Below are 16,365 nucleotides of genomic sequence, written 5' to 3'. Positions count from 1 at the left end.
AACGGCAAATTTATTGTTATCAATCAACCGCTGAAAAAGCCAGCAAATCTGCGGCCTGCGCTCAATTTTCAACTGTAGATAGTTAAACCCGCCATGAGTTAAAGTAAGATGTTAAAGCTACAACAACCACTATCAGAAGCTGTTAACAAGGGATTTGCTGTGTTCAAGGAAAGAATGACGCCGGATGAGCTGGCCGCTATGACGGGTTTTAGTCGCCAGACCATCAACAAATGGGTGCGTAAAGAACAGTGGATAACCTCCCCTCGCCCTGGCGTTCAGGGCGGTAAAGCGCGACTGATCCACGTCGACGAACGGGTGCGGCACTTTATTCTCAGCGCCCAGCGAATGGCGGAACCCGGCGGCGCCACCTGGTTTACCAGCGAGACGCCGCTGGAGAACCTGCTGGTGACCTCGCTCAAAGAGATGACGCCCATGGAGCAGAAGCAGCTAACCTCACTGCTGCTGCGTGAAGGAATATCCGGCTTACTGACCCGTCTGGGAATCAGAAAATAACGCCCTGAGAATCATCACAATGCGATTAAAATCGAAAATGACCCCCGCGGAACTCGCCAGAGCCACCGGTTATACGCCGCAGACGATAAATAAGTGGGCGCGAAAATATGCCTGGAAGACATCGCCCCTGTCTGGAGTAAAAGGAGGACGGGCGCTGATTATCCATATTGATGAGCCGGTACGAGATTTCTTTCTTAACACCCGGCCAGCGAAGCGAACCATTCAGAATGCGGCGGCGGAACCCACTGTAAATTACCTCAATGAATATGACCGCCTTGAGCAGCAGTTTATGGATATTCTCAACATTCTCACCGAACAGCAGAGAAAAAAGCTGCTGGAGTTTTTGTTGCGTGAAGGAGCCCACGGCCTGCTCAGCCGTCTGGACATTCAGGCATAAAAAAGCCACCCGCTTCAGGTGGCCTGTAAGATGGCGGCTCAGCCGCGCGCATTACCGCTGGCGCGCGCGGCAAACTCAACCGGCGGCCATCGGTATCATTCACTACGGTTACTGTTGAGCTTCGCGATCGGCAATAAACGCCAGCGCCTGGTTAATGCGCGCAATGCTCCGGCTCTTGCCAATAGCGTGCACCGTAACATCCAGCCCCGGAGACTGCCCGGCGCCGGTTACCGCCACGCGCAATGGCATCCCTACCTTGCCCATACCCACTTCCAGCTCGTCCGCCGTCGCCTGAATCGCCTGATGGACATTCTCCGCCGTCCAGTCGCCAATGGCATTGAGCTTGTCGCGCACCACTTCCAGCGGCTGACGGGCTACCGGACGCAGATGTTTCTTCGCCGCGTCGGCGTCAAACTCACTGAAGTCTTCATAGAAATAGCGGCAGGTCTGGGCCATCTCTTTGAGCGTTTTGCAACGTTCGCCGAGCAGTTTCACCAGTTCCGCCAGTTGCGGGCCATTGCGGGTGTCGATACCTTCCTGCTCAATATGCCATTGCAGGTGGGTAGCCACATATTCTGGCGCCAGGGCGTTAATATAGTGATGATTCAGCCACAGTAATTTGTCAGTGTTGAACGCGCTGGCGGATTTACTGACCGCATTCAGAGAAAAGTACTGCTTCATCTCATCAATCGAAAAGATCTCCTGATCGCCGTGGGACCAGCCCAGTCGCACCAGGTAGTTAAGCAGCGCTTCCGGCAGATAACCATCGTCACGGTACTGCATTACGCTCACCGCGCCATGGCGCTTGGACAGCTTTTTACCGTCGTCGCCGTTGATCATCGAAACATGGGCATACACCGGTACCGGCGCATTCAGCGCTTTAAGGATATTGATCTGGCGCGGCGTGTTGTTGATATGGTCTTCGCCGCGGATCACATGTGTGATTTCCATATCCCAGTCGTCCACCACCACGCAGAAATTGTAGGTCGGTGAACCATCGGTACGACGAATAATTAAGTCATCCAGTTCCTGGTTGCTGAATTCGATCGGCCCGCGAATCTGATCGTCAAACACCACCGATCCTTCCTGCGGATTGGCGAAACGCACGACGCAGGGTTCATCGGCGGCGTGATGGCTATGATCGTGGCGGCAGCGCCCGTCATAGCGCGGTTTTTCCCCGTTCGCCATCTGCTCTTCGCGCAGTTGCTCCAGGCGCTCTTTCGAGCAGTAACATTTATACGCGCTACCCGCCTCCAGCATCTGATCAATGACCGCGTTATAACGATCGAAGCGTTTGGTCTGGAAGTAAGGACCCTCATCCCAGTTCAGGCTCAGCCAGTTCATGCCATCCATGATCGCGTCAATCGCCTGCTGGGTGGAGCGCTCGAGATCGGTGTCCTCAATACGCAGCACAAACTCACCGCCATGATTACGGGCAAACAGCCAGGAATAGAGCGCGGTACGCGCGCCACCAACGTGCAGATACCCTGTCGGGCTCGGTGCAAAGCGGGTTTTGATTTTCATTAAACGGCCTTATTACATAAAGGTGCCGGAAACCGGCAAATGCCTGGGAATATACGCTAACTCCGACGAACTGCGGGGCCACAAAACCCGGAAGCTCAGGCAGCGCGACCACCAGCCGGAACCGGTAACGCCATCGCGCCAGCCCCGTGAAGTCTGACGAGTATAAAAGTGGCCAACATTCTACCACTGTGGGGCAATTCCTCAATTGTTGATACCAGTATCACACCACCAGAATCCCCATTCTGATGGCAAATCAAACAGTCATAAGGGGTTTACGATCGTTTTGCCTAATTTTACGACGAACAAACAAAAACTTTGGAAAATGCGTTGACTCATTTTCAAGTCTCCCTATAATGCGACTCCACACAGCGGGGGTGATTAGCTCAGCCGGGAGAGCACCTCCCTTACAAGGAGGGGGTCGGCGGTTCGATCCCGTCATCACCCACCAGACTACTGAATGTAGTTTCCGCCGTGTAGACCAGAAGTTTGAGAAGTGGGTGATTAGCTCAGCCGGGAGAGCACCTCCCTTACAAGGAGGGGGTCGGCGGTTCGATCCCGTCATCACCCACCAATTTCTCACCGGTTGGACTTCTGGCAGGCAATATATAGCAGTACCGAAGTGGGTGATTAGCTCAGCCGGGAGAGCACCTCCCTTACAAGGAGGGGGTCGGCGGTTCGATCCCGTCATCACCCACCACTTCGGGTCGTTAGCTCAGTCGGTAGAGCAGTTGACTTTTAATCAATTGGTCGCAGGTTCGAATCCTGCACGACCCACCAATGTAAAAAGGCGCCCTAAAGGCGCCTTTTTGCTATTTACAATACTTAAAGATTCGAATCTGCAGCAGGTTCGAGTCGAACAAAGTGAGACAACGGAGCCGCTTGCGGCGACGGCCCGAAGGGCGAGCGTAAGCAAGTCATCCTGCACGACCCACCAGGGTAGAAAGGAGACCTGCAAGGCGCCTTTTTGCTATGCGCTGAATTCAACGCCTATTCCTGCTCCCCCTCTTCCCGCTCTGTCAGCGCCGTAATCAGCCGCATTGTCACCGGCGTAACCCGCTGTTCATCATATACAATGTACAAATCCGCCGCGATACGCGTGGCGAGCGGCCGAAAAACCACGCCCGGCCAGTTCATCTGCTGATAACTATCCGCCATCAGCGTAACCCCCATCCCCATGCTGATCAGCGCCAGCACCGTCTGGGGCTCCACCACCTCGCGGACAATCTCCGGCCAGAAACCTTCCTGCGCGCAGGCTTTCTGCAGAAATGACCAGTCCGAATGCACCGCCGGTAGCGTCACAAACGATTCATGACGCAGCTCTCCCAGGGAAATCACCTGCCGCCCGGCAAGTAAATGATCGGCAGGCAAAGCGACCCAGAAGGCCGCCTCATGCAGGCGGACACTTACCAGCCCCGGCGCCAGATCGTGGGCCATACGCCAGATCCCGGCGTCCAGTTCATGGCGTTCCAGCAATGCCTGTTGCAGGCCGGGAGATTTCTCGCGAAAACGGATTTCCACCCCGGGATGCTGCTCCATAAAGCGCCGAATCACCGGTCTGGCCCTTCCCCACAGCGCTGTGCCGACAATCCCCAGTTCGATCCGCCCCGACTCGCCGCGGCCAATTTGCTCCACCCGGGCCAGGGTCTGGCGGGTACGCGCCAGGAGCTGACGCGTCTCCTCCATCAGCACCTTCCCGGCATGGGTCAGGATAACGCTACGGGAGTGGCGTACAAACAGTTGAGTATTAAGCTGTTGTTCAAGCTCTTTAATATGCAGGCTGAGCGGCGGCTGAGACATATTAAGCCTCGCCGCCGCCCGGCCGAAATGCAGCTCTTCAGCCACAGCGAGAAAATAACGCAATAACTTGAGATCGGTGCGCGGCATACTTTCCATAAGCGGGGACGTTCCATTCCAGCCAGTTCACCCCCTGATATATTCAGGGGGCCTGATTAATGACTAAAAATCACCATACCGGAATACATCACCGGGTTCTCTGCGCCGCGACACACTTCCTAATGAATAAAATAGCGCACCGCCAGATAGCCGACATACATGAATACGATCGATAATACCCCGGGCAGCACATTGGGGGCCGGAATCGGCAAACGTAACAACGTAAACAGCGCGCCGATACCAAATCCAACCCCGGAAGAAAACAGAATCTCTTTCATTTATTACCTGCAAGTCCTTTTAATCAGTCAGTTTTTAATGTCCAGCCGGGGCCGTCGCCATTTTTTCCGGCTGATGCTTAAAACGAAAACAAAAATAGAAAACGACGGCCAGCGCCAGTGAATAGGCGGCAAACACCAGCCAGATAGTCTGCCAGTCTTTAACGCCATCCAGAGAAAAGTAATCCACCGCCATCCCGCTCAATAGCGACCCAACCCAGGCGCCGACGCCATTAACCATGGTCATAAATAACCCCTGGGCGCTGGCGCGAATATCCGCACTGACTTCCTGCTCCACAAATACCGAACCGGAGATATTAAAGAAATCAAAAGCGCAGCCGTAGACAATCATCGACATCAACAGTAATACCACGCCGGTAGCGGAAGGATCGCCCCAGGCAAACAGCGCAAAGCGCAGCATCCAGGCAATCATACTCATCAGCATGACCGTTTTAATGCCAAAACGTTTAAGAAAATACGGAATCGTCAGAATAAAGAACACTTCCGACATTTGCGATACCGAAAGAAGAATCGAAGGATATTTAACGACAAAGCTGTCGCTGAAAGCCGGGTCTTTTGCAAAATCATGCAGAAAAGGGCTACCGAAAATATTGGTGATTTGTAATACCGCCCCTAACAGCATGGCGAAGACAAAAAATACCGCCATACGTGGCTTTTTAAACAATACAAACGCCTGCCAGACGCTTTTTTTCTGCTGGCTATCGCCTTTACCGGCCACCGGAATTGCTGGCAGCGTCAAAGAATAACCAACCAGTAACAGCGAACTGCCACAGGCGATATAGAGCTGCAGATTGCTTAATTCCAGCCCCAGCAGGTTTATCGACCACATAGCGGCAATAAACCCCAGTGTGCCATAGACGCGGATCGGCGGGAAATGGGTCACCGTGTCCAGCCCGGCCTGCGCCAGGCAGGAGTAAGAGATGGTATTTGACAGCGCGATGGTCGGCATAAATGCCAGCGCGTTGACCAGCATCACCCAGAACATCAGTTCCGGGCTGTCAACCTGGGCGGCGTAAAACAGCGCGCCGGCCCCCACCAGATGGCATAGCAGATAGGCGCGATCGGCACGCAGCCAGCGGTCGGCGATAATACCGATCAGGCCAGGCATAATAATCGCCGCAATGCCTTTGGTGCTGTAAACCATTCCGACACTGGCGCCGCTAAAATTGAGCGTCTTAATCATGTAAGACCCGAGCGTCACCAGCCAGCTACCCCAGATAAAATATTGCAGAAACGACATGATTTTCAGCCGCACAGAAATTGCCATATATTCCTCCCTGAAGGAAAATCGCAGCGATTTATTTTGTTGCTACCGTTGGCGGCGCACTCAGGCCAGCCGGGCCAGAAAACCACAAATCAAGTCAATAAAATTTTGCCGCGACAGCGCCGCTGCCGTCAGCGTCTGCTCATGGGACAATTTCACCTCACCCAGCCCCTCCGCCAGGTTAGTGATTGCCGACACCGCCACCACTTTTAACCCGCAGTGCCTGGCGGAAATCACCTCCGGCACCACCGACATCCCCACCACATCGCCGCCAATAATTTGCATCATGCGAATTTCCGCCGCGGTTTCGAAATTGGGTCCTGGGTAAGAGACAAAAACCCCTTCAGACAGCGGAAAACCTTGTTCGCGAGCGACCTCCTGCAATACGGCGCGATAATCCGCATCATAGGCATTCGCCAGCGAGAAAAAACGCTCGCCGAACCGCTCATCATTCGGCCCGACCATCGGCGTTCCCGGCATAGTATTAATATGATCTTTCAGGGCCACCAGGCTACCCGGCCCTACTTCCGGGCGCAGAGATCCGGCGGCATTGGTACAGAACAGCAGTTCGCAGCCGAGCAGCTTAAAAGTACGGATCGCGTCAGTCAGTACTGACATCCCCTTCCCTTCATAGAAATGGCCGCGTCCATTCATGCAAACCACCGGCACGCCGGCCAGGGTTCCGAGAATCAGCTCCCCGGCATGCCCATGAACCGTACTGACCGGAAAACCGGGCAACTGGCGGTATGAGAGCGTTTGCGCATCGGTGATTTTTTCCGCCAACACCCCCAGACCGGAGCCGAGAATAAACGCCACCCGCGGGGTAAACCCGGGTTTAACGCCGCGAATGATATCTACACAATACCAGGGATTCTGAGAAAGAGATGTTCCGTGCATAGCAGGCTCCTGAAGAGTAAATGACAGATAACAGATTTACTCTCCGTTATAGTGAGCGTTTACGCAGATAACCAATACAGTTTCCACACGTCATCAATAGCGAAATTAAATCAATCGCCGATTTATTTCCCGCTTGTCACCGATATATAAAAAATATGGATTGTGAAAAATAGAGTATTGGTGAAGAGGTAATTCATCCTCTAATAATAGCGGTGCTGTTTTCCGGGCGTCCGGCTTAACGCGACTGGCGATATTTCATATGCGCAGGTGAGCGCTTGCTATGCCTGCGCAATCTGGCTGGCTTGAGCGATGTCACGGACGCTATCCGCTACGGGTAATAATTAATGGAATAATAAAGATGAAAGCACCCTTTTGCACCAGTCTGGGTCTCGCGCTACTGGCAATATCCTCAGTCGCCAGCGCGGAATTTAAAAGCGGTTTTATTAATGCCGGATTTCATTATCTCGACTGGAGCGACAATACCACTCACCGCACCGGTTCCAAATCCCATAAAGATGATTTTGGTTACCTGGAACTGGAAGGCGGCGCGAATTTTTCATGGGGCGAGATGTACGGTTTTTTTGACTGGGAAAACTTCTACCGGGGACGACACTCTCAACCCGGTAGCGAACAGCGCTACACCATGAAGAGTACCAATCGCATTAAAATTGGGGAGACGGGTTTCAATCTCTATCTGCACGGCTATGGCACTTACGGCTCCCCGGATCGCCGCAATTTTCACGACGATATGTTGCTGTACGGTATCGGATACAACGTCGCTGGCGCTGGCTACTGGTTTAAGCCGTTCATCGCCAAACGCTACACCGACCAGACCTGGTATCGCGGCGATAACGGTTATGTGGCCGGTTGGGTCGCCGGATACCGTTTCAAACTGGTGAACGAAACCTTCAGCCTCACGAACTGGAATGAGTATGAGTTCGCGAGGGCGGATAGCTACGCGAAAGGAAATGGCGGCAAAGAGGGGCTTAACGGCGCCCTGGCACTGTGGTGGCACAGCACGCCGCACCTGACGGCGGGGATCCAGTACCGCTATGCCGATAACAAACTGGGGGAAAGCTTCCTGCAGAACGCCCTGATTTACTCCATAAAATACCAGTTCTGAAATCTGACGGGAGGCCGGTTTCCCGGGCCGGGTGATTATGACTTTTCCTGCGCCTGAAACAGCGGCTCTCCCTGCCGGGCGGAGGTTAACATCTCCGCCTGCTTTCTTATCACATCCCAAATAGCCTGCGCGGCGCCGGACAGCGAGCGATTCTTACGCCGCACCAGCATCAACTGGCGCTGCACCGGCGGCTCAAGGCGTTTCACCACCAGATTTCGCCCCTCCGGCAGCGGTAACGCCAGCGCCGGCAGAATACTGATACCGATCCCCGCTTCGACCATCGGAAACAACGTTGCCGGATGGCCAATCTGCTGCTCAATCACCGGTTCCACGCCCTGCGCCGCCAACGCTTCATCGATCAGCGGCCGGCTACCGGAAGCGTAATCCTGTAGTACCAGACGCTCCGCCTGTAACGCCTGCCAGCTCACCGACGCCCGTTTAGCAAAAGGATGATCGCTGCGACACAGCAATAAAAACGGTTCCGACAGCACCACCTCGGTGTATAAATCGCTGGCTGAACCGGGGTCGATAACCATTCCGAAGTCCACCTCGCCGTGGCGGATACTCTCCAGCACCCAGCGCTGCGGCCGGTCATGCAGCACAAAGCGAATCGCCGGAAAGTCCAGCGCGCTGCGGGCGATAGCATGAGGAATAAGATGCGCCGAAATCGTCTGGCTGGCCGCCACCCGCACGGTGCCGCTCAGCGCCTGCCCCACCCGGCAGCTATCCAGCAGGGTGGTATTCAGTTCATCAAGCAGTCTTTCCAGCCGGCTGGCCAGTTGCTGACCGGCATCCGTCAGCAGCACTTCGCGAGTGGTTCTGTCCAGTAAGCGAACGCCTACCACACTTTCCAGCTCTTTCACGCTGTGGCTGACCGCCGACTGGCTAAGACCGATCGTCTCCCCAGCCCGGCTGAAACTCCCGGTGCGGGCGACGGCGACAAAGACTTTTAATTGCCGAAGTGTGTAATTCATCTAATCTGTTCATCTATGTATGCAATAAATCAATTTTATTTCTGAAATACCTTTACGCACAATAAAGGGCAAATAATGTTGAGGTTTTATGATGAAATTGTTGCGCATTGTCGATCCATTCACGTTAACGCTGGTGATTACCGTGCTGTTGGCAACCTTTTTGCCTGCCAGAGGCGACTGGGTAGGTTTTTTTGATGGATTAACCACCGCGGCCATCGCGCTGTTGTTTTTCATGCACGGCGCCAAATTGTCCCGGGAAGCCATTGTGGCAGGCAGCAGACACTGGCGGCTGCATCTGTGGGTGATGTGCAGCACCTTTATCCTCTTCCCGGTACTGGGCGTACTGTTTGTCCGCTGGGCGCCGGTGGACGTTAGCCCGGACATTTACACCGGCTTTCTGTATCTATGCATTTTGCCAGCCACCGTGCAGTCGGCCATCGCGTTCACTTCGCTGGCCGGCGGTAACGTTGCCGCGGCGGTGTGCTCGGCGTCCGCTTCCAGTCTGCTGGGGGTATTCCTCTCTCCGCTGCTGGTCGGTCTGTTGATGCATGTCCAGGGCGCCAGCGGCAATCTGCAGCAGGTGGGGAACATCATGCTGCAATTGCTGGTCCCGTTTGTCGTCGGCCATCTTTCGCGTCCGCTGATCGGTAACTGGGTGGCGCGCCATAAAAAGTGGATCAGTAAAACCGATCAAACCTCCATTTTGCTGGTGGTCTATACCGCTTTCAGCGAGGCGGTGACTCACGGTATCTGGCATAAAGTGGGGCTGGGAACTCTACTGTTTATTGTTGTGGTCAGCCTGGTACTGCTGGCGATAGTGATTGTGGTGAACATCGTGGTGGCGCGGCGCTGCGGGTTCAGCAAAGCCGATGAAATCACTATTGTTTTCTGCGGTTCGAAGAAAAGCCTCGCTAATGGCGTACCGATGGCCAATATCCTGTTCCCGGCGGCGACGGTGGGTATTATGGTGCTGCCGCTGATGATTTTTCACCAGATCCAGCTGATGGTGTGCGCAGTACTGGCCCGGCGTTATAAAGCCCAGGCCGAAAAGGCGGCTGCCAGCAGCCCCACGGCCCCGCTGCCGGCTTCCAAAGGCTAGTGGCGTTTCAGGGGGCGGACCAGATGGTCCAGCCCCTCAATTTTGATAAGCAACGTCAGCGCCATCAGCTCCCCAAGATGCCCTTTGGGGAATTCCCCTTTGCGCGAGAACCACAGCAAATACTCCTCCGGTAGGTCAATCAGCGCCCGGCCCTGGTATTTACCAAACGGCATCACGGTATTGGCTATCTCGATCAGTTGCTCTTTTTCCATGTCATTCACCCAGAAGACGCAGCATTTCCGCCTCGTCAATCACCTCAATGCCCAGTTCCTGGGCTTTGGCCAGCTTGGATCCCGCCGCTTCGCCGGCCACCACCAGATCGGTCTTTTTCGACACACTGCCGGCCACTTTCGCTCCCAGCGCCACCAGACGCGCTTTTGCGTCATCCCGCGACATCTGGCTCAGGGAACCGGTCAGCACCACGGTTTTACCGGCAAAGGGGCTATCGATCTCTTCGGCTCTGACCACCACCGGCGCCGGCCAGTGGATCCCGCATTTGCCGATCAGCTCAGCGATCACTTCCCGGTTGCTCTCTTCATTAAAGAAGTGGGATACATGGTTCGCTACCACAATCCCGACATCCGGCACCTGTTGCAGCTCCTCAACAGAGGCCGCCATCAGCGCCTCCAGCGAGCCATAGTAGGAGGCCAGCCCGGCAGCGGTGGCTTCGCCGACTTCCCGAATGCCGAGGGCGTAAAGGAATCGGGCAAAGGTGGTTTCCTTCGACTTCTCCAGCGCGTCAGCCAGATTCTGGGCCGATTTCGTCCCCATGCGGTCAAGGCCGGTTAACAGACCCGGGGTCAGATTAAACAGATCCGCCGGGGTATGGACATACTCTTTTTCCACCAGTTGATCGATGATTTTTTCCCCCATGCCGTCCACATCCATCGCCCGGCGTGAGACAAAGTGCTTCAGCGCCTCTTTACGCTGGGCGGCGCAAATCAGCCCGCCGGTACAGCGCGCCACCGCTTCGCCTTCCACGCGCTCCACATCGGAGCCGCAGACCGGGCAATGGGTCGGAAACAGCACTTCCCGGGCGTTCTCAGGACGTTCGGAGACCACGACCCCGACCACCTGAGGGATCACATCCCCGGCGCGGCGAATCACGACTTTATCGCCAATCCGCAGGCCAAGGCGTTCAATCTCATCGGCATTATGCAGCGTCGCGTTGCTGACCAGAACCCCGGCCACCTGCACCGGCTCAAGACGCGCCACCGGAGTGATGGCGCCGGTACGCCCGACCTGAAACTCAACGTCGCGCACCACCGTCATCTGTTCCTGAGCGGGGAACTTAAACGCCACCGCCCAGCGCGGCGCCCGGGCGACAAAGCCAAGCTCCTCCTGTAGCGCCAGCGAGTCGACTTTAATCACTACGCCGTCGATATCAAAACCGAGTGTCGGGCGCGCCTGCCCGACGCTGTGGTAGAAATCCAGCACCTGTTCTGCCGTATGGCAAATGCGCACCCGATCGCTGACCGGTAGCCCCCACTGCTTAAATTGCTGTAAACGCGCCATATGGCTGGCCGGCAGGGTACCGTCTTCCAGCAACCCGACGCCATAACAGAAAAAAGTCAGCGGGCGTTTTGCGGTTATGCGCGGATCCAACTGGCGCAATGAGCCGGCGGCGGCATTACGCGGGTTAGCAAATACCTTACCGCCAGTGCGCCGCGCCTCTTCATTGATCTTTTCAAACCCCGCCTGCGGCAGAAAAACCTCGCCGCGCACTTCGAGGCGCCGGGGAATATTTGCGCCGTTGAGTTTCAGTGGGATCGCGCGAATCGTCCGCACATTGGCGGTGATGTTCTCGCCGGTGGTACCGTCGCCGCGGGTCGATGCCTGCACCAGCACGCCCTCCTCATACAACAGCGATACCGCCAGACCGTCCAGTTTCAGCTCGCAGCAAAAGTCCACCTCTTCGCTACGCTTCAGGCGGTCATGGATACGTTTGTTGAACGCCAGAAAACTCTCTTCATCAAACACGTTATCCAGCGACAGCATCGGTATTTCATGGCGCACCTGGGTAAATTCGCTGAGCGGCGCCGCCCCAACCCGCTGGGTGGGAGAATCCGGCGTGATCAGCTCCGGGTGCGCGTCTTCCAGCGCCCGCAGTTCGCGCATCAGCCGGTCGTATTCGGCGTCCGGAACCTCCGGCGCATCAAGCACATGATAGAGATATTCATGATGGCGAAGGGTGGTTCGCAGTTGATTCAGTTGTTGTTCGATTGATTCCATAACAGGCACCATCAATGATAAAAAACCCCCGTCAAGAGCGGGGGTTGAGACTGATAACTATCCTCTGCCCTGTGGTAACACTACCGGGCCCGGAAAATCAACAGGTTGATTTTTGCCCGTTAACCACAAAGCCCAAAAAATCACCTTTTTTGGGCTTTGACAGTAATTAACCCCCGACAGGCGGGGGTTAAGAAAAGAGCGACCTGCCACGCAATTTAGTGCGCGCCAATCACATCGCGAATACGATCCTGATACTCGCGCAGCTTCTGCGGCGTCATCATCCGGCGCTGATCGTCGAGCACCACGCCACCCACTTCATCGGCAATATGCTGAGCGGACTGCAGCATCAGCTTGAAGTTTTGCAGCGCATCGCCATAGGAAGGCACCTGCATAAACATCGTCACGCCCGGGGTCATAAAATCGCTCATGGTTTCCGGATCGAACGATCCCGGCTTCACCATATTGGCCAGGCTGAACAGCACGGGACCGCTGCCGTCGGGGCTGAGATGACGATGGAAGATGTTCATATCGCCGAAGATAAAACCGGCCTGTTGAATGCTACTGAGCAGAGCATCGCCATTCAACTGGCTACCGGCATGGGCCGCCACGTTCATGACAATCACCGTCTCTTTCGGCGTCGGTTTTTCCTGTACTGGCGCCGGCTGGGCTTCCGGTTCAGGCTGCGCTTGCGCAACCGGCTGCGGCTCAGGCTGCGGCGCAACGGGCTGCTGCGATGGCTGAGCAACGGGCTGTTGATGTTGATGCAACGGCGGAGTCGGCTGCTGCGGCACAGGCTGACGAGGAGGCTGCTGCGGCTCGTGGGCGACAGGTTGCGGCTCACGGACCGGCTGCTGGGTTAGCGGCGGTTCAGGGGTTTCCTGACGCTCCCACTCCGGCTGCTGCGGTGCGGCAGGCTGTACGGGTTGCTGCTGGCGCGGCTGAGGCGCGCCGTAAGGCGGCTGGTAATTATGCTGCGGCGCCTGAGGCTGACGCGGCGGCTCTGGATCCCTCGGCTCCTGTGCCGTGCCCATGCGACGCACGCGCACTTCCCCGACACCGTCGTTGTCGTAACGCCTTTCTTCGTCGGCATCGTCGTCGTCATCGCGCTGCGATTTCATCCGCTTCAGCGGACGATCGCGAAAAACGGAAGAACGCTCCTTACGGCTGGTCCACAGGCCGTGCACCAGTAAGGCTATTATGGCTATCGCGCCAACAATGATTAATATCAGACGCAAGTCCTGCATCATTATATTCTCTGTTGTTCTAACACCTTGCCACCGCGGCAATCATTTATTCACTAAGAGTATTTGCCCATCCACATAAGTGCAAGTGCGCTCTGGGTTTTCAGTACGTAAAGATGAGCTAAAACGTGTTTTTTGCTGTTTTTTCGACCATTTCACCGCTGGTTATCCGCAACAGCTCCGTTATGATAAGCGGGGAACTTCTGGCCCAAAAGACGAATCTATCTGAAACAACAAAAGTATCACTGGCTGTATAGAGGAGTATCGCCACTTCATGGTCACACAATCCCCCACCCCGCGCAGCGGTTTGTATTATTTTTCCGAAGGCTGGAAACTAATTCGCGAGCCCGGTATTCGCCGTTTTGTGGTGCTGCCGCTGCTGGTAAACATTGTCCTGATGGGCGGCGCCTTCTGGTGGCTGTTCACACAGTTGGGCGAGTGGATCCCCGCCCTGCTCTCTTATGTTCCGAACTGGCTACAGTGGCTGAGTTACCTGCTCTGGCCGATAGCGGTCCTGTCGATCTTTCTGGTTTTTGGTTATCTGTTTTCCACCATCGCCAACTGGATAGCCGCGCCGTTTAACGGCCTGTTGGCGGAACAGCTGGAAGCCCGGCTCACCGGCGCCACCCCGCCGGATACCGGCGTCTGGGGCGTAATGAAAGATGTGCCGCGGATTATGAAACGCGAATGGCAAAAATTTATCTGGTACCTGCCGCGGGCTCTGGTTTTGTTGCTGCTGTACCTGATCCCGGGTGTCGGCCAGACGCTGGCGCCGGTGTTATGGTTCCTGTTCAGCGCCTGGATGCTGGCTATTCAGTACTGCGACTACCCCTTCGACAACCACAAAGTGCCGTTTAAAGAGATGCGTGTGGCGCTGCGCGAGCGCAAATTCATCAATATGCAATTTGGCTCGCTGGTCAGTCTGTTTACCCTGATCCCGGTACTGAATCTGGTGATCATGCCGGTCGCCGTGTGCGGCGCGACGGCGATGTGGGTGGATCTCTACCGTAGTAAACACGGGAGTTGGCGGTAACGTTTTATGCCGCACGGCTGGTCTTGCAGAAGCCCGAAAAACGCTGTTTTTTGGGCTGTTACATTACTGCGTAGCACGTAATCCCGGCTGCGATTCTGTTTCCCTGCGGCCTGACGCGCCTGACACCCCATCCAGCGGCCATCTTATGCCGGCTCTTATTCCATACCGCTCATCATTATTTCACATCAGCATAACGATATGCTAAATCCTTACTTCCGCATATTTCCTGAGCGGGTATGCTGAAGTGGTTCCCAAAATTCATACTGTTAAGGACACGCCATGAGCAAGATTTATGAAGATAACTCGTTAACCATCGGCCATACCCCGCTGGTTCGCCTGAACCGCATCGGCAACGGACGCATTCTGGCCAAGGTTGAATCCCGCAACCCCAGTTTCAGCGTAAAATGCCGTATTGGCGCCAACATGATCTGGGATGCCGAGAAACGAGGCATTCTCAAACCTGGCGTGGAACTGGTTGAACCGACCAGCGGTAACACCGGCATTGCCCTGGCCTACGTCGCGGCGGCTCGCGGCTATAAGCTGACGCTCACCATGCCGGAAACCATGAGTATTGAACGCCGTAAACTGCTCAAAGCGCTGGGCGCTAACCTGGTGCTGACCGAAGGGGCAAAAGGCATGAAGGGCGCGATCCAGAAAGCGGAAGAGATCGTCGCCAGCGATCCGGCCAAATATATCCTGCTGCAGCAGTTCTCCAACCCTGCCAACCCGGAAATTCATGAGAAAACCACCGGTCCGGAGATTTGGGAAGATACCGACGGCCAGGTAGATGTCTTTATCGCCGGCGTCGGTACCGGTGGGACATTGACCGGGGTCAGCCGCTACATCAAGAACACCAAAGGTAAAAAAGATCTGATCAGCGTAGCCGTTGAGCCCAGCGATTCGCCGGTGATCACCCAGGCGCTGGCCGGAGAAGAGATCAAGCCAGGCCCGCATAAAATTCAGGGCATTGGCGCCGGATTTATTCCGGGCAACCTCGATTTGAAGCTGGTAGATAAAGTCGTTACTATCACCAACGAAGAGGCGATCGCCACCGCGCGTCGTCTGATGGAAGAAGAAGGTATTCTGGCAGGTATCTCCTCCGGAGCGGCAGTAGCCGCCGCGCTGAAACTTCAGGAAGACGAAACCTTTACCAATAAGAATATTGTGGTTATCCTTCCTTCCTCGGGTGAACGTTACCTCAGCACCGCGCTGTTTGCCGATCTGTTTACAGAGAAAGAGCTGCAACAGTGATGCCAGACTGGCGATATTGCTGAAAAAAGCACCCACCAGGGTGCTTTTTTGTGGTACACATCAAACTTTCACCCACCCCGGCATTGCTTCACTTCTCAGGGTCTGGTATTTAACCAGACAAATTATTTCGATGCGCGAAATTAATCGGTGAAAGCCTCACCCCTGCTGAATCGATTTAACGATTTGGTTACCGAGGTTTTTTCGCGGCATAATAGATAACGACGTGCGAAACGCGCTATCGTATCTTTATCGTCTACCGCTTTCTGCGCTATGTCGCTTTGACTACAGCGCTAACATTACAGGCTAAAGTGTGGCCGCCAGGCTAGACTTTAGTTCCACAACACTAAACCTATAAGTTGGGGAAATACAATGTTCCAGCAAGAAGTTACCATTACCGCTCCGAACGGTCTGCATACCCGCCCTGCCGCTCAGTTTGTTAAAGAAGCCAAAGGCTTCACTTCTGAGATCACTGTGACTTCCAACGGCAAAAGCGCCAGCGCGAAAAGCCTGTTTAAACTGCAAACTCTGGGTCTGACCCAGGGCACCGTAGTAACCCTCTCCGCCGAAGGCGAAGATGAGCAGCAGGCTGTTGAGCATCTGGTAAAACTGATGGCTGAACTCGAGTAAG

Annotated in this window: 16 protein-coding genes, 4 tRNA genes and 1 other RNA gene; 12 read left to right on the top strand and 9 right to left on the bottom strand. The window is 55.1% G+C overall.

What is annotated here, in order from left to right:
* The first annotated feature begins 159 nt into the window (after window positions 1-159).
* The gene (locus AQ981_RS15640) at window positions 160-513 is read left to right on the top strand and encodes a YfeC-like transcriptional regulator (RefSeq protein WP_071608913.1); all 354 of its coding nucleotides are present in this window, start codon (window positions 160-162) and stop codon (window positions 511-513) included.
* 19 nt (window positions 514-532) lie between these two features.
* Window positions 533-910: a YfeC-like transcriptional regulator gene (locus AQ981_RS15635; protein ID WP_058912677.1), complete on the top strand. Its 378-nt coding sequence runs from the start codon at window positions 533-535 to the stop codon at window positions 908-910.
* Window positions 911-1,018: 108 nt separating this feature from the next.
* On the opposite strand, the gene gltX is transcribed toward AQ981_RS15635, so the two are convergent.
* A complete protein-coding gene (gene gltX / locus AQ981_RS15630) occupies window positions 1,019-2,434 on the bottom strand; it encodes a glutamate--tRNA ligase (protein ID WP_058912676.1) in 1,416 nt (471 codons plus the stop codon).
* A gap of 372 nt (window positions 2,435-2,806) precedes the next feature.
* On the opposite strand from gltX, the gene AQ981_RS15625 reads away from it, so the two are divergent.
* The 5 genes from AQ981_RS15625 to AQ981_RS26170 all read left to right on the top strand — a co-directional run bounded on the left by AQ981_RS15625 (window position 2,807) and on the right by AQ981_RS26170 (window position 3,368).
* A tRNA-Val gene (locus tag AQ981_RS15625) sits at window positions 2,807-2,882 on the top strand.
* Between the two features lie 47 nt (window positions 2,883-2,929).
* Window positions 2,930-3,005, top strand: a tRNA-Val gene (locus AQ981_RS15620).
* A 50-nt stretch (window positions 3,006-3,055) separates the two neighbouring features.
* Window positions 3,056-3,131, top strand: a tRNA-Val gene (locus AQ981_RS15615).
* Window positions 3,132-3,135: 4 nt separating this feature from the next.
* Window positions 3,136-3,211, top strand: a tRNA-Lys gene (locus AQ981_RS15610).
* Between the two features lie 31 nt (window positions 3,212-3,242).
* Window positions 3,243-3,368: non-coding RNA, RtT sRNA (locus AQ981_RS26170), on the top strand.
* A gap of 53 nt (window positions 3,369-3,421) precedes the next feature.
* Here AQ981_RS26170 and AQ981_RS15605 read toward each other — a convergent pair.
* The 4 genes from AQ981_RS15605 to xapA all read right to left on the bottom strand — a co-directional run bounded on the left by AQ981_RS15605 (window position 3,422) and on the right by xapA (window position 6,784).
* A complete protein-coding gene (locus AQ981_RS15605; RefSeq protein ID WP_058912675.1) occupies window positions 3,422-4,327 on the bottom strand; it encodes a LysR family transcriptional regulator in 906 nt (301 codons plus the stop codon).
* A gap of 119 nt (window positions 4,328-4,446) precedes the next feature.
* Window positions 4,447-4,605 (bottom strand): XapX domain-containing protein, encoded by a 159-nt coding sequence (locus tag AQ981_RS15600; RefSeq protein ID WP_058912674.1) that lies wholly within the window; start codon window positions 4,603-4,605, stop codon window positions 4,447-4,449.
* A gap of 34 nt (window positions 4,606-4,639) precedes the next feature.
* Complete coding sequence (locus AQ981_RS15595; RefSeq protein WP_058912673.1) at window positions 4,640-5,890, bottom strand: nucleoside permease; 1,251 nt, start codon at window positions 5,888-5,890, stop codon at window positions 4,640-4,642.
* Between the two features lie 60 nt (window positions 5,891-5,950).
* On the bottom strand, window positions 5,951-6,784 hold the full coding sequence (xapA, locus tag AQ981_RS15590) for a xanthosine phosphorylase (protein WP_058912672.1): 834 nt from the start codon (window positions 6,782-6,784) through the stop codon (window positions 5,951-5,953).
* A gap of 358 nt (window positions 6,785-7,142) precedes the next feature.
* On the opposite strand from xapA, the gene AQ981_RS15585 reads away from it, so the two are divergent.
* Window positions 7,143-7,907, top strand: a complete 765-nt coding sequence (locus AQ981_RS15585) for a nucleoside-specific channel-forming Tsx family protein (RefSeq protein WP_058912671.1) — start codon at window positions 7,143-7,145, stop codon at window positions 7,905-7,907.
* Between the two features lie 35 nt (window positions 7,908-7,942).
* Here AQ981_RS15585 and AQ981_RS15580 read toward each other — a convergent pair whose 3' ends face one another.
* Window positions 7,943-8,881, bottom strand: a complete 939-nt coding sequence (locus AQ981_RS15580) for a LysR family transcriptional regulator (RefSeq protein WP_058912670.1) — start codon at window positions 8,879-8,881, stop codon at window positions 7,943-7,945.
* 91 nt (window positions 8,882-8,972) lie between these two features.
* On the opposite strand from AQ981_RS15580, the gene AQ981_RS15575 reads away from it, so the two are divergent.
* Complete coding sequence (locus AQ981_RS15575; RefSeq protein ID WP_058912669.1) at window positions 8,973-9,980, top strand: bile acid:sodium symporter family protein; 1,008 nt, start codon at window positions 8,973-8,975, stop codon at window positions 9,978-9,980.
* On the opposite strand, the gene AQ981_RS15570 is transcribed toward AQ981_RS15575, so the two are convergent.
* From AQ981_RS15570 to zipA, 3 genes are all read right to left on the bottom strand, one after another.
* Complete coding sequence (locus tag AQ981_RS15570; protein ID WP_058912668.1) at window positions 9,977-10,192, bottom strand: DUF3820 family protein; 216 nt, start codon at window positions 10,190-10,192, stop codon at window positions 9,977-9,979. The genes AQ981_RS15575 and AQ981_RS15570 overlap by 4 nt on opposite strands.
* A 1-nt stretch (window position 10,193) precedes the next feature.
* Window positions 10,194-12,212 carry an NAD-dependent DNA ligase LigA gene (gene ligA / locus AQ981_RS15565; RefSeq protein ID WP_058912667.1) on the bottom strand — a complete coding sequence of 673 codons (2,019 nt, stop codon included), beginning with the start codon at window positions 12,210-12,212 and terminating at the stop codon, window positions 10,194-10,196.
* A 215-nt stretch (window positions 12,213-12,427) separates the two neighbouring features.
* A complete protein-coding gene (zipA, locus tag AQ981_RS15560) occupies window positions 12,428-13,459 on the bottom strand; it encodes a cell division protein ZipA (protein WP_058912666.1) in 1,032 nt (343 codons plus the stop codon).
* A 268-nt stretch (window positions 13,460-13,727) separates the two neighbouring features.
* Between zipA and cysZ the strand changes: the two genes are divergently transcribed.
* The 3 genes from cysZ (at window position 13,728) to ptsH (ending at window position 16,364) form a co-directional block, all read left to right on the top strand.
* Complete coding sequence (gene cysZ / locus AQ981_RS15555; RefSeq protein ID WP_058912665.1) at window positions 13,728-14,486, top strand: sulfate transporter CysZ; 759 nt, start codon at window positions 13,728-13,730, stop codon at window positions 14,484-14,486.
* 279 nt (window positions 14,487-14,765) lie between these two features.
* Window positions 14,766-15,737: a cysteine synthase A gene (gene cysK, locus AQ981_RS15550; RefSeq protein WP_058912664.1), complete on the top strand. Its 972-nt coding sequence runs from the start codon at window positions 14,766-14,768 to the stop codon at window positions 15,735-15,737.
* Between the two features lie 369 nt (window positions 15,738-16,106).
* Complete coding sequence (gene ptsH / locus AQ981_RS15545) at window positions 16,107-16,364, top strand: phosphocarrier protein Hpr (RefSeq protein WP_058912663.1); 258 nt, start codon at window positions 16,107-16,109, stop codon at window positions 16,362-16,364.
* Window position 16,365 lies beyond the last annotated feature (1 nt).

The sequence above is a fragment of the Entomohabitans teleogrylli genome (assembly GCF_001484765.1).
GTDB lineage: Bacteria > Pseudomonadota > Gammaproteobacteria > Enterobacterales > Enterobacteriaceae > Entomohabitans > Entomohabitans teleogrylli.
Note: the sequence above shows the minus strand (reverse complement) of the source record. Positions and strands in the feature narration are given on the sequence as shown.

Bases quoted from the DNA above. Each gene is read 5' to 3' on its own strand.
- AQ981_RS15635 (WP_058912677.1), top strand. From the start codon at position 533: ATGCGATTAAAATCGAAAATGACCCCCGCGGAACTCGCCAGAGCCACC.
- gltX (WP_058912676.1), bottom strand. From the start codon at position 2,434: ATGAAAATCAAAACCCGCTTTGCACCGAGCCCGACAGGGTATCTGCAC.
- AQ981_RS15605 (WP_058912675.1), bottom strand. From the start codon at position 4,327: ATGGAAAGTATGCCGCGCACCGATCTCAAGTTATTGCGTTATTTTCTC.
- AQ981_RS15600 (WP_058912674.1), bottom strand. From the start codon at position 4,605: ATGAAAGAGATTCTGTTTTCTTCCGGGGTTGGATTTGGTATCGGCGCG.
- AQ981_RS15595 (WP_058912673.1), bottom strand. From the start codon at position 5,890: ATGGCAATTTCTGTGCGGCTGAAAATCATGTCGTTTCTGCAATATTTT.
- xapA (WP_058912672.1), bottom strand. From the start codon at position 6,784: ATGCACGGAACATCTCTTTCTCAGAATCCCTGGTATTGTGTAGATATC.
- AQ981_RS15585 (WP_058912671.1), top strand. From the start codon at position 7,143: ATGAAAGCACCCTTTTGCACCAGTCTGGGTCTCGCGCTACTGGCAATA.
- AQ981_RS15580 (WP_058912670.1), bottom strand. From the start codon at position 8,881: ATGAATTACACACTTCGGCAATTAAAAGTCTTTGTCGCCGTCGCCCGC.
- AQ981_RS15575 (WP_058912669.1), top strand. From the start codon at position 8,973: ATGAAATTGTTGCGCATTGTCGATCCATTCACGTTAACGCTGGTGATT.
- AQ981_RS15570 (WP_058912668.1), bottom strand. From the start codon at position 10,192: ATGGAAAAAGAGCAACTGATCGAGATAGCCAATACCGTGATGCCGTTT.
- ligA (WP_058912667.1), bottom strand. From the start codon at position 12,212: ATGGAATCAATCGAACAACAACTGAATCAACTGCGAACCACCCTTCGC.
- zipA (WP_058912666.1), bottom strand. From the start codon at position 13,459: ATGATGCAGGACTTGCGTCTGATATTAATCATTGTTGGCGCGATAGCC.
- cysZ (WP_058912665.1), top strand. From the start codon at position 13,728: ATGGTCACACAATCCCCCACCCCGCGCAGCGGTTTGTATTATTTTTCC.
- cysK (WP_058912664.1), top strand. From the start codon at position 14,766: ATGAGCAAGATTTATGAAGATAACTCGTTAACCATCGGCCATACCCCG.
- ptsH (WP_058912663.1), top strand. From the start codon at position 16,107: ATGTTCCAGCAAGAAGTTACCATTACCGCTCCGAACGGTCTGCATACC.